Source organism: Nocardia niigatensis NBRC 100131 (assembly GCF_000308655.1).
GTDB classification, from domain to species: domain Bacteria; phylum Actinomycetota; class Actinomycetes; order Mycobacteriales; family Mycobacteriaceae; genus Nocardia; species Nocardia niigatensis.
In genome coordinates, this window is sequence record NZ_BAGC01000033.1 from 256499 (window position 1) to 268314 (window position 11816).

General features: G+C 68.0%; 12 protein-coding genes. 6 read left to right on the top strand and 6 right to left on the bottom strand.

The window, feature by feature from the left end; genetic code table 11:
• The first annotated feature begins 176 nt into the window (after positions 1 to 176).
• On the top strand, positions 177 to 1937 hold the full coding sequence (gene arc / locus ON33_RS09315; RefSeq protein WP_040857401.1) for a proteasome ATPase: 1761 nt from the start codon (positions 177 to 179) through the stop codon (positions 1935 to 1937).
• Between the two features lie 68 nt (positions 1938 to 2005).
• Here the strand turns inward: arc and ON33_RS09320 are convergent, their stop codons facing one another.
• Entirely contained in the window at positions 2006 to 2416 is a 411-nt protein-coding gene (locus ON33_RS09320; protein WP_051151825.1) for a hypothetical protein, read from the bottom strand.
• 39 nt (positions 2417 to 2455) lie between these two features.
• The gene (locus ON33_RS09325; RefSeq protein ID WP_051151826.1) at positions 2456 to 2896 is read right to left on the bottom strand and encodes a nuclear transport factor 2 family protein; all 441 of its coding nucleotides are present in this window, start codon (positions 2894 to 2896) and stop codon (positions 2456 to 2458) included.
• 88 nt (positions 2897 to 2984) lie between these two features.
• On the opposite strand from ON33_RS09325, the gene ON33_RS09330 reads away from it, so the two are divergent.
• From ON33_RS09330 to ON33_RS09340, 3 genes are read left to right on the top strand one after another with little or no spacing between them, the layout of a single operon-like run.
• A complete protein-coding gene (locus ON33_RS09330) occupies positions 2985 to 3821 on the top strand; it encodes a nitrilase-related carbon-nitrogen hydrolase (RefSeq protein WP_051151827.1) in 837 nt (278 codons plus the stop codon).
• Positions 3818 to 5239 carry a dihydropyrimidinase gene (gene hydA / locus ON33_RS09335; protein ID WP_040857403.1) on the top strand — a complete coding sequence of 474 codons (1422 nt, stop codon included), beginning with the start codon at positions 3818 to 3820 and terminating at the stop codon, positions 5237 to 5239. The genes ON33_RS09330 and hydA overlap by 4 nt, the downstream gene beginning before the upstream one ends.
• 50 nt (positions 5240 to 5289) lie before the next feature.
• Positions 5290 to 6327, top strand: coding sequence for a TIGR03842 family LLM class F420-dependent oxidoreductase (locus ON33_RS09340; RefSeq protein WP_040857405.1), 1038 nt, complete (start codon positions 5290 to 5292; stop codon positions 6325 to 6327).
• A gap of 372 nt (positions 6328 to 6699) precedes the next feature.
• Here the strand turns inward: ON33_RS09340 and ON33_RS09345 are convergent, their stop codons facing one another.
• Positions 6700 to 7218 (bottom strand): NUDIX hydrolase, encoded by a 519-nt coding sequence (locus tag ON33_RS09345; RefSeq protein ID WP_040857407.1) that lies wholly within the window; start codon positions 7216 to 7218, stop codon positions 6700 to 6702.
• Positions 7219 to 7304: 86 nt separating this feature from the next.
• On the opposite strand from ON33_RS09345, the gene ON33_RS09350 reads away from it, so the two are divergent.
• The gene (locus ON33_RS09350; RefSeq protein WP_306307512.1) at positions 7305 to 7769 is read left to right on the top strand and encodes a nitroreductase family deazaflavin-dependent oxidoreductase; all 465 of its coding nucleotides are present in this window, start codon (positions 7305 to 7307) and stop codon (positions 7767 to 7769) included.
• Positions 7770 to 7780: 11 nt separating this feature from the next.
• Here ON33_RS09350 and ON33_RS09355 read toward each other — a convergent pair whose 3' ends face one another.
• Positions 7781 to 8284: a nitroreductase/quinone reductase family protein gene (locus tag ON33_RS09355; protein WP_245550427.1), complete on the bottom strand. Its 504-nt coding sequence runs from the start codon at positions 8282 to 8284 to the stop codon at positions 7781 to 7783.
• Positions 8285 to 8579: 295 nt separating this feature from the next.
• On the opposite strand from ON33_RS09355, the gene ON33_RS09360 reads away from it, so the two are divergent.
• Positions 8580 to 10124 (top strand): glycosyltransferase family 39 protein, encoded by a 1545-nt coding sequence (locus ON33_RS09360; RefSeq protein ID WP_245550443.1) that lies wholly within the window; start codon positions 8580 to 8582, stop codon positions 10122 to 10124.
• A gap of 270 nt (positions 10125 to 10394) precedes the next feature.
• Here ON33_RS09360 and ON33_RS09365 read toward each other — a convergent pair whose 3' ends face one another.
• Both ON33_RS09365 and ON33_RS43955 read right to left on the bottom strand, forming a co-directional pair.
• Complete coding sequence (locus tag ON33_RS09365) at positions 10395 to 11609, bottom strand: PucR family transcriptional regulator (RefSeq protein ID WP_040857412.1); 1215 nt, start codon at positions 11607 to 11609, stop codon at positions 10395 to 10397.
• Positions 11610 to 11616: 7 nt separating this feature from the next.
• Entirely contained in the window at positions 11617 to 11745 is a 129-nt protein-coding gene (locus tag ON33_RS43955) for a hypothetical protein (protein WP_281033200.1), read from the bottom strand.
• Between the last annotated feature and the right edge of the window lie 71 nt (positions 11746 to 11816).

Genomic DNA, 11816 nt, shown 5'->3' on the forward strand with positions numbered 1-11816 from the left:
GGCACCTTTCGGCTCGGTCCGGCGATTAACTCGCCGGAAACAGGTTAGGGCAGGCTAACATGCTCGTCCGGCCCGTAGGCCGCAGCCTAGATGTGATCACGACGAAACCATGTCGGAAAGCGGGAACGGTTAGAGCCCGGTAGCGTTGATAGACCGGGACTGGGAGGAGCAGCATCATGAGCCCCATCGAACATTCGGATTCGGCCGCCTGGAGGGAACTCGAGGCAGTACGTGCCGAGGCCGCTGCACTCCGGAGGCAACTCGCCGACACGCCGGATCGCACACGGGAATTGGAAGCGCGCGTCGATTCGCTGACGATTCGCAATACCAAACTGATGGACACCTTGAAGGAAGCGCGCCAGCAACTGGTCGCTCTCCGTGAGGAAGTGGATCGCCTCGGCCAGCCACCCTCGGGCTACGGCGTCCTCATCGGCGTGTACGACGATCAGACGGTCGATGTGTTCACTTCCGGGCGCAAGATGCGGCTGACGTGTTCGCCGAACATCGACACCATCACCCTCCACTACGGCCAGACCGTGCGTCTCAACGAGGCACTGACCGTGGTCGAGGCGGGCGGTTTCGACTCCATCGGTGAGATCGGCACGCTGCGTGAGATTCTCGACGACGGCCGGCGTGCGCTGGTGGTCGGGCACGCCGACGAGGAGCGGGTGGTCTGGTTGTCCGGGCCGCTGTCCGCGCTGGTCGACGTGGACGATCTCGAGGATCCGGATCGTCCGATTCGCAAACTGCGGCCGGGTGATTCGCTGTTGGTCGACACCAAGGCCGGGTTCGCCTTCGAGCGGATTCCCAAGGCCGAGGTCGAGGACCTGGTGCTCGAAGAGGTGCCGGATGTCGACTACGAGGACATCGGCGGTCTCTCGCGCCAGATCGAGCAGATCCGCGACGCGGTCGAATTGCCGTTCCTGCACAAGGATCTGTTCCGCGAGTACGCGCTGCGCCCGCCCAAGGGTGTGCTGCTCTACGGTCCGCCCGGTTGCGGTAAGACGTTGATCGCCAAGGCCGTTGCGAACTCGCTCGCCAAGAAGATCGCCGAGGCGCGTGGTGAGGATGCCAAGGAAGCCAAGTCGTTCTTCCTGAACATCAAGGGCCCCGAGCTGCTCAACAAGTTCGTGGGTGAGACCGAGCGTCACATCCGGATCATCTTCCAGCGGGCTCGCGAGAAGGCGTCCGAGGGTACCCCGGTGATCGTGTTCTTCGACGAGATGGACTCGATCTTCCGCACCCGCGGTTCGGGTGTCTCCTCCGATGTGGAGACCACCGTTGTGCCGCAGCTGCTCTCGGAGATCGACGGCGTCGAGGGCCTGGAGAACGTGATCGTGATCGGCGCCTCCAACCGTGAGGACATGATCGACCCCGCCATCCTGCGGCCCGGCCGCCTGGACGTGAAGATCAAGATCGAGCGCCCGGACGCCGAAGCCGCGCAGGACATCTTCTCCAAGTACCTGACGGAGACGCTGCCCCTGCACTCGGAGGATCTGCGCGAGTTCGACGGCGATCGCGGCAAGTGCGTGCAGGCCACCATCGAACGCGTGGTGGACCGCATGTACGCCGAGTCCGAGGACAACCGCTTCCTGGAGGTCACCTACGCCAACGGTGACAAGGAGGTCCTGTACTTCAAGGACTTCAACTCCGGCGCCATGATCCAGAACATCGTGGACCGGGCCAAGAAGTACGCTATCAAGTCCGTGCTGGAGACCGGCAACCCCGGCCTGCGCATCCAGCATCTCTACGATTCGATCGTGGACGAGTTCTCCGAGAACGAGGACCTGCCCAACACCACGAATCCGGATGACTGGGCCCGTATCTCGGGTAAGAAGGGCGAGCGCATCGTCTACATCCGCACCTTGGTGACGGGGAAGAACGCCAGTGCCAGCCGCGCCATCGACACCGAGTCGAACACCGGCCAGTACCTGTAAGCCGGAAAAGCAAGGGCTCGCATCCTTTCGGATGCGAGCCCTTTCGCTTGCGTGGATCCCGGTGCGGGTCAGCTGATTCCGGGGATGAAGCCGGGGTAGACCCAGTGGCTGACGCCGCCGCCGGGGGCGCCGGAGCCGCTCACGTTCGGGAAGTTGAACGGCAGTCGCTTCAGCGCGTGCGGGTTGCCGTCGGCGTCGGCCTGGACGCAGTTGGTGGTGACGCCGTGGAAGCCGGAGCAGACGATCCGGGTCGAGGTGCCGTACGGCGAGGTGAGGCGGGCACGGTTGACCAGGGGGTTCCAGAAGTCGAGGTCGCCCGGGGTGAGGAAGTCGTGCGCCTCGAAGACGTAGATGGGGCTGTTCGGCTGCTGGACGGGCCAGTCGTCGGCCGCGGCGGCGCCCGTGCCGAGGCCGAGCGCGGCCCCGGTGAGGGCGGCCGTGGCGGCCAGGCCGGTGACGCTGCGGGTGATCATGTTCATGTACCCCTCCGTGGAACGTCGATTGATGGTGAGCGGCGGCTATTTCGTGCCGCGCAGCTGCCGATCCTCGGTCCAGTCGACCACGAGCCGGCGCTGCCGGAACCGCCACCCGCCGCCATCGTAGGCGAAGGTGTCGTCGTAGCGGATTTCCATGATGAACACGCGGGAGCCGTCGGCGTCGTCGTAGACATGGGAAGCGGTGCAATAGGTTTCGCCCCGCACCTGCTCGCCGGAGAAGTCGAGCAGCTGGTTGGCGATCACGTGACGGGTGGCCCGGTAGCGGTCGAGCGACCGCATGGCCGCCGCGATCTCGCTGTGGCCCCGGACCGTGGTGGCGGGCCGCCCGCCGCCCCATTCGATGACCAATGTGCCGTCCTCGGTGAAGAGTTCGGCGATGGCCGAGTCGCGGCGCCGATCGGCGTGCGAGGCGTAGCGCTCGGTGAGTTCACGCAGCGCGAGCCGGGTTTCCACGTGATCCATGCGAATCTTCTTACACGAGATGAGATCGTCATCTTCTGTTCCGGCAGTTCTTCCCATCCGCGCTGAGGACCGGAGCACCATCGAGAGCATGGCAACTGTTCGAGCGGCGCTGGTGCAGACGAGCTGGACCGGTGACAAAGAGTCCATGATCAAAGCGCACGAGGACTATGCGCGGCAGGCGGCCGCGGCCGGAGCGAAGGTGATCTGCTTCCAGGAGCTGTTCTACGGGCCGTACTTCTGCCAGGTCCAGGACACCAAGTTCTACGACTACGCCGAATCCGTGCCCGGCCCGACCGTCGAGCGGTTCGCGGCGCTGGCCCGCGAACTCGGGCTGGTGATGGTGCTGCCGCTGTACGAGCAGGAGCAGCCGGGGGTGCTCTACAACACGGCCGCGGTGCTCGACGCGGACGGGACGTACCTGGGCAAATACCGCAAACACCACATCCCGCAGGTCCACGGGTTCTGGGAGAAGTTCTACTTCCGGCCCGGCAACCTGGGCTGGCCGGTGTTCGACACCGCGGCCGGCCGGGTCGGCGTCTACATCTGCTACGACCGGCACTTCCCGGAGGGCTGGCGGGCCCTGGGCCTGGCAGGGGCGGAGATCGTGTTCAATCCGTCGGCCACCTCGCGCGGCCTGTCGAGCTACCTGTGGAAGCTGGAGCAGCCGGCCTCCGCGGTGGCCAACGAGTACTTCATCGGGGCGATCAACCGGGTCGGCATCGAGGAGTACGGGGATGACGACTTCTACGGAACCAGCTACTTCGTCGACCCCGAGGGGCAGTTCGTGGGCGAGGTCGCCTCCGATACCGCCCCCGAGCTGATGGTGCGCGACCTGGACATGGATCTGATCAAGGTGGTGCGCGACCGCTGGGCCTTCTACCGCGACCGGCGTCCCGACGCCTACGGAAAGCTGGTGGAACCGTGAGCACGACCTTCATCCACGGCGGAATCGTGGTGTCCGCCAACGGATCCCAGCCCCTCGACATCCTGATCGACGACGAGACCATCGCGGCCGTGGTGCAGCCCGGATCCACCGCGCTCGGCGCCGACCTGGCCGCCACGTCCGACACCGTCATCGACGCGACCGGCCGCTACGTCATCCCCGGCGGTGTCGACGGCCACACCCACATGCAGCTGCCGTTCGGCGGCACCGAGGCCTCCGACACCTTCGAGACCGGCACCCGCCCCGCCGCGTGGGGCGGCACCACCACCATCGTCGACTTCGCGGTGCAGAAGCCGGGGGAGCGGGTGCAGGACAGCCTGGCGCTGTGGCACGAGAAGGCGGCCGGGCAGTGCGCGATCGACTACGGCTTCCACCAGATCGTCGGGTCGGTCGACGTCGAATCTCTGAAGGGCATGAGCGAACTGGTGTCCGAGGGCGTCACCAGCTTCAAACTGTTCATGGCCTATCCGGGCGTCTTCTACTCCGATGACGGCCAGATTCTGCGCGCCATGCAAACCGCGGGTGATCTCGGCGCGGTGCTCATGATGCACGCCGAGAACGGAATAGCGATCGATGTGCTTGTGGAACAGGCGCTTTCGCGGGGCGAGACCGCGCCCTACCACCACGGCGTCACCCGGCCGTGGCAGATGGAGGAGGAGGCCACCCACCGCGCGATCATGCTGGCGCACCTGACCGGCGTCCCGCTGTACGTCGTGCACGTCTCCGCCAAGCAGGCGCTCGAACAGATCGCGGAGGCACGGGGCAAGGGCCAGAACGTGTTCGGCGAGACCTGTCCCCAGTATCTCTATCTCTCGCTCGAGGAGAACCTGGGCGCACCGGGTTTCGAGGGCGCGAAATGGGTGTGCTCGACGCCGTTGCGGGCCCGCGCCGAGGGGCATCAGGACGAGCTGTGGCGCTACATCCGGACCGGCGACGTCACCACTGTCGCCACCGACCATTGCCCCTTCTGCATGAAGGACCAGAAGGAACTCGGGCTCGGCGATTTCAGCAAGATCCCCAACGGGATCGGCGGCGTCGAACACCGCATGGACCTGATGTTCCAGGGCGTCAAGGACGGCCGGATCTCGCTGGAGAAGTGGGTCGAGGTCTGCTGCACGGCCCCGGCCCGCATGTTCGGGCTCTACCCGCGCAAGGGCATCATCGGTCCGGGCGCGGACGCCGACGTGGTGATCTACGACCCGAACGGGCACACCAGTATCGGTCTCGGCAAGACCCACCACATGAACATGGATCACTCGGCCTACGAGGGTTTCGAGATCGACGGTCATGTGGACACCGTGCTCTCGCGCGGCCGGATCCTGGTCGACGCCGGGCAGTATCGGGGTGCCGCCGGGCACGGCCGGTTCGTCAAACGCGGGCTGTCCCAGTACCTCATCTGACGTCGCAGTACCTCATCTGAGCATCCGAGCAGCGAAGGGGAGTGTGCCCCATGGACATCGGAGTGGTGCTGCAGTGCACGCCGCCCGCGTCACGGGTGGTGGAGCTGGCGAGAATCGCCGAGACGCACGGGTTCACGCACGTGTGGACCTTCGATTCGCACCTGCTGTGGCAGGAGCCGTACGTCATCTACAGCCAGATCCTCGCCGTGACCCGGAAAGTCGTGGTGGGCCCGATGGTGACCAACCCGTCCACCCGCGACTGGACCGTCACCGCGTCCGCGTTCGCGACCCTCAACGACATGTTCGGCAATCGCACCATCTGCGGTATCGGCCGCGGTGATTCGGCCGTCCGCACCCTGGGCGGCCGGCCTGCCACGCTGGCGACTTTGCGCGAATCCATCGCGGTCATCCGGGAACTGGCGAATGGCCGCAGCGCGCGGATCGGCGATACCACCGTCCGCTTCCCCTGGGCGGAGGCGTCGCGGTTGCCGGTGTGGGTGGCCGGATACGGTCCGCGCGCACTGGATCTCACCGGGGAGGTGGCCGACGGGTTCATCCTCCAGCTCGCCGATCCGGACATCACCGCCTGGACCATCGCGCGGGTCCGCGCCGCCGCCGAACGCGCTGGTCGCGACCCGGCGGCGGTGACCATCTGCGTGGCCGCTCCCGCCTACATCACCGACGGCACCGGCCCGGCGCTGAAACACGCGCGGGAGCAATGCCGTTGGTTCGGCGGCATGGTCGGCAACCATGTGGCCGACATCGTCGCGCGCTACGGCACCGACTCCGGGGTGCCCCGGGCGCTGACCGACTACATCGCCGGCCGGCAGGGCTACGACTACAACGAGCACGGCCGCGCGGGCAACATCCACGCCGAGTTCGTCCCCGACGAGATCGTGGACCGGTTCTGCCTGCTCGGCACCCCCGACGACCACCTCGCCCGGCTGCGGGAGCTGGAGGCGCTTGGCGTCGGCCAGTTCGCGGTCTACCTCCAGCACGACGCCAAGACCTCGACGCTCGAGGCGTACGGCGAATCGGTGCTGCCGCGCCTGAGCCACCCGGTCGAGGCGACGTCGCCCGGATCGTGAGGGTAGGCGGGGACCACCTGCGTCAAAAATGTGAGGTAAGTCACAATTTTATCGAACCGATATAAACCCAGGTGGAACCTGTTCTACCGTGAAGCTCCCGTCGGGTTCGGAAGACTTTCCCCGTGAAACGACTTCCCTTCGAATGTGAACCGTGCATGATTCACATGCCCGACATGTTGTTCGAAAGATGAGGAGTACCACGTGTCCGGATCCGCTTCGGATTTCCTGGCGTCGGTTCTGATCAAGACCATCCAGGGTCTGTTCACCGGCAGCGCCGGTAGCACGCCGACCGTCTGAAACGCAGTAGCACGACGGCCCATCGAATCGCGCGGGATTCGATGGGCCGTCGGCGTTCGCGGGCCAGAGTGCCGTTCAGCGCAGCAGGTCGGGGATGAGCACCCGGGTGTCGGGCACGAACGGCCATGCCGGATTCTCCAGATGCGACCGCAGCTCCTCGTCGGTCCACCACCAGCCGTCCGCGATCTCCTCCGGCTGATGCCGGATCGGACCGTCGTAGCGCAGCTCGTAGGCGAACAGGTGGCAGCGCATCGGCCGTCCCGCCCACTGGCCGTTCCAGGACGCGCTGGCCAGCGGCAGCGGCTGATCGTCGTGCGGGCCCAGTTCGATGCCCAGTTCCTCGCCCAGCTCCCGGACCGCCGCCGCGGCCGGATCCTCGCCCGGATCGAGCACCCCGCCTGCCAGGCAGTCGTGCATGCCGGCGAACACGGCCTTGGTGTCGGTCCGCTTGTGCACGTAGACCTTCGATCCGTCGCCCGAGCGCACCAGCACACCGGCGCTGGCGTGCCAGAGGCCCTCCGCGTACACCACCGCGCGCTCCTGCGCGCCGATCTCACGACCGGCGGCGTCGTACACCGCGATCATCTCCGGCATGGGCCGGGCTCTCCTTCCTGCCGCGCCGCGGGACCCGGCGCCCTGTGTGAACAGTAGCGACGCCGGGTATGCGGTGCCTACGCCACATGCCCGACCACGATGCCGCGCGGGCGCCCGCCGCCCGGCGTAGCCTCAGGGGCGCAACCGTTTTCGTCAGGGAGGACGAGATCATGCCGCTGCCGCAGGCACTCGCGAGGATCAACCGGCGGGTCAGCAACCCGATCCTGGGCGTCGGGGCCCGGGTGGCGCCGTGCTTCGGCGTCGTGATCCACCGCGGCCGCAAGTCCGGACGGGAGTATCGGTCCCCGGTCATGGTCTTCGAGCGCGACGGCGGCTACCGCATCGCCCTCACCTACGGGCGGGACGTGGACTGGCTGAAGAATATTCGCGCGGCCGGACGCTTCGAATTCGAGACCCGCGGGCGCACGGTCACGCTGACCGATCCGGTGATCGGTCACGACGCCTCGGCCTCCTGGGCCCCGCCGCTGGTCCGTCAGGTGCTGGTCGGCCTGAACGCCGAGGACTACGTCCAGGCCCGGCTCGCGGAGTAACCCGGGCCGGCTCAGCGCACGGTGAGCCGGATGATCACAGCGCCCTGCTCCCAGCTCTGATAGGCGTCGGCGCGGTTCGGATTGCCGGCCGCGTCGAAGCCCATGCCGTTGAACTTGGCCCACTGCTTGTTGTCGCGGGCGATGACCTCCGACAGCCGAACCACGGATTCGGCGTCGGTGAGCACCTCGGCGTCGGCGGGGTGCCGCGGCCCGCCGAAGGAGACCTCGATCGGCACGCCCTTGCGGATATTGCTCACCCACGGACGCTTGGCGGTGCCGACCAGGATGGCGTTCTCGTGGCGGGTGTAGGCGACGGGCACGTCGTAGTGCTTGCCCGATTTCCGGCCCACCACGTGCAGTACGCACAGTCGCTTGCCGACCGGCGTGGACAGCACCGGCACCCGCAGCAGGCTGCGAATGAGCGTGTTGACGAGGTTCTGATAGGACGGGATCGGTTCCGGCCCGGCGGTGGTCGGGGTCCCGTACGGGTTGGCCTCGGGCGTCTGCTCGGTCATGCCGGCCTCCTTCGCTGAAACGCGTTGCGCGGCAGTCACACTGGCATCGAGTATAGAACGTCATCGACGCGGGCGGCCTCGTCCCCGACCTCGCCACACCAACAGCCGGGTCCAGACCGTCGGCGAGGACGCGGCGGTGCGCCGCGCCGACCCCGGGATTCGCCGCCGCGGGTGCCGGGTCCATCCGGCGGGTGGCAGGGCGGGCGGCGTCGTGTCCGAAGTTTGCTGGACGGACGCTGTAGATTCCGGAGTATTCACAGCAAAACCCGGCGGCGAGGAGTACGCGTTGACCGATGTGGTGAATCGCCCGGCCCGCCCGCACGGTTGCGGAAGGCACGCCAAGGCCGAGGAACGGCCACCCATGGCGTGGTGGACCGTGGCGGCGGTCGTGGTTCCGGCCGCGGTGGTGCTGTTGCTGTCCGCGAGCCGGTACGGGTACTTCGGAGACGAGCTGTACTTCCTGGCGGCGGGGCGGCGGCCGTCGTCCGGGTACGCCGATCAGGGGCCGGTGCTGCCGCTGCTGGCGCGGCTGATGGACACCCTCGCGCCCGGATCGTTCTTCGTACTGCGGCTGCCATCGGTGGCGCTGACGGTGACCGCGATCGTGTTGTGCGCCATGCTCGCCCGCGAATTCGACGGCGGCAGGTGGGCGCAGCTGCTGGCCGCGATCGGGTACGCCGGCTCGCCGTTCCTGCTCCTGCAGGGCACGATGCTCACCACCAGTGCCGTCGACACCGCGCTGTGGGTGATCATCACCTGGCTGGTGGTGCGGTGGGTGCGCACCCGCCACGACCGGCTGCTGCTGGCCGCGGCGCTGGTCACCGCGGTGGACATGCAGGTGAAGTGGTTGATCCCGTTCTTCTGGATCGCGGTCGCGGTGAGCAGCCTGCTGTGCGGTCCGCGCGAGCTGGTACGGCGGCCGTTGCTGTGGGCCGGCGGCGTGATCGTGGTGGCCGCGACCGTGCCCGAGCTGATCTGGCAGGCACGGCACTCCTGGCCGCAGTTGAGGATGGGCGGGGTGATCGGCTCCGAGCAGGGGATCCTGGGCGGGCGGCTGCTGTTCGTGCCGATGTCGGTGAGCCTGGCCGGATACCTGGGGGCGCTGCTGCTGGTGTGGGGACTGTGGGTGCTGCTGCGCTGGGATATGTTGCGGCCGTACCGGTTTCTGGGTGTCACCCTGCTGCTGTTGTACGCGGTGTTTCTGATCACCGGCGGGCGGATCTATTACGCGGCGGGCATGTACGCGGTGATGATCGCGGCGGGCGCGGTCGGGGTGGTCGGCACGGCGGAACGGATCGGGCCGCTGTGGCGGCGGATGCTCACCGCGGCGGTGGCCGTACTCGCCCTGGGCACAATGGTTTTCACGCTGTACTCGACACCGTGGCGGCCCGCCGGTCAGGTCCGCCCGCCCCGCGATGACGCCGAGGCCGCCATCGGTATCGGCGTGTACGGCTCCTTCGGCTGGCACGAACTCATCGACGAGGTGACCCGCGCCTACCGGGCGCTCACCCCGGCCGAGCGGGCGCACGCGATCATCATCACCGACACCTATTGGCAGGCGAGCGCCCTCGACGAACTGGCCCGCGACCAGCTACCGCCGCTGTACAGTCCCAGCCGCGGCTTCGGCTACTTCGGCACGCCACCCGACGAGGCCACCGCGGTGCTGGCCGTCGGCGGTTACGAGGCGGTGCTGCGCAGTCAGTTCGAGCACGTCGAACCGGTCGGGAAGGTGGACACCCGGCTGGGATTCAAGGGCAATACCCAGGACGTCACCATCTGGAAGTGCTCGGGCCCGAAGAAGTCGTGGTCACAGGTGTGGCCGAACTGGATGCACCTGTAGCGGAGCGCACGTCGGCGCCGCGCGAAGAGGGACACGCTCCGCCCGCGCGGTGTCAGGAATCAGCGGGACCGGGTGGTTCCAGTGCGGTGCCGCACGACCTCGTCGTCGGCATTCGGCAGCCCGCGCAGCGCCCGCGCGCCGCTATCGGCAATCACCAGGACTATGGCGCGGGCCGTTGTGCAAATGTCCGAGCGGAGGAGCCGTGGCACGGCGAGAGCCGCGACGTGGGCGGGAACCGGGAGCGTGGGGAACGGGACCCGGGGTCGCGGATTACGGTGCGAAGCAGGCGGTTTCGAGCCGCCGCGCGATCCGGGCCGCCGACAGCGTCATGGCGTCGGTCGGGCGGTGCGGATCGAGCCCTGTCAATTCGTGCACCCGCGCCAGCCGGTAGGTGACGGTATTGCGGTGGATGGTGAGCAGGCGCGCGGTGGCCAGCTGATTGAACCCGGTGTCGACGAACACCTCCAGGGTCTCCGCCAGCAGCGGCTGGGTATCCAGCGGCGCGAGCACCGCCGCTAGTCCCGCGCGGGCGGAATCGCCTGCGGCGACGGTGTATTCGAACATGAGGTCCGGTCGGCGGCACACCGGGTGCGGGCGGTCCAGGCAGCGGCCGAGCTCGGCGAGCACCCGGGTCTCGGCGAACACCGCGGGCACGTCCGCGCGCGAGGCGGCGGTGGCGACGCCGACCCAGAACGGCGCCGGTGGGTCGGTCCGGGTCGGTGTCTCTGCCTGCGGCGCGGGGCGTGCGGCGCCGAGGTCGGGCAGGCGGCTGGTCAGTGCGGTGAGCGTGGCGGCGCCGTCGTCGCCGGGTTGCAGTGGCAGCAGCGCGGTCCAGCCGCCGCGGTCCAGCCGCAGGAACACGCCCGGAATCGCCTCGATACGATGCCGCAGTTCGCTGGTGTCGGCACCGCGGGTCGAGCCCAGCCGGAAGGCCGCGACCAGGAATTCGTCCGGTACCGCGATGGCCGGTTCGTCCGCCCACTCGACGGGGTCGCGTCCGGCGAGCAGCGCGTCGGCGATGGCGCGGCGGCGTTCCAGCAATTCCCAGCGCGGATCGTGCGCACGCTGCACACAGGCGGTGGCGATTCGGGTGGTGAGCAGGGTGACATACTGCAGCAGCGACAACGCGGCGTCATTCAGCAGTTCCCGTTCGGGACCGGTCGCGGTGTCCTTCAGGCGCGACCACAGGTGTTCCGCGCCCAGGCTGTACCGGCCCAGCACCTCCTCGAGGGATTCGCCGTCGCGGACCCGGCTCAGCGCGATCTGCACCACCTCGTGGGTGTCCTCCGGCGAGGGTGCGCGACCGGTGCGCAGGAACTCGAAGAACAGGTCCACATTCAGCCGGGTGCCGCGTTCGAAACCGCTGGCCACCAGGGGTTCCGGCAGGGTGCGGTAGGGCGGCATCGAGGCCGGTACCTCCGCGCGCGCCACGACCGCGCGCCGGTGCAACTCCTCCAGCGTTCGGTCCCGCAATCGCGCGTGCATCACTCTCCTACTGCCCGTACAGCGACTCGATAGTAGCGGCGTATGTGGTAGCTATCGGTTTGCGTCCGACTTTTCCGGTGGCCGTGAGGTGCACGCCGGCGGGCGCCCACACCTCGGGCAGCACCGCGAACCTCATGATCTGCTCCGGGAGAGCGTGGCGTTCGTCGCGTCGATGCCCTCGCGCAGGGATTTCGGCACCTCCGGATG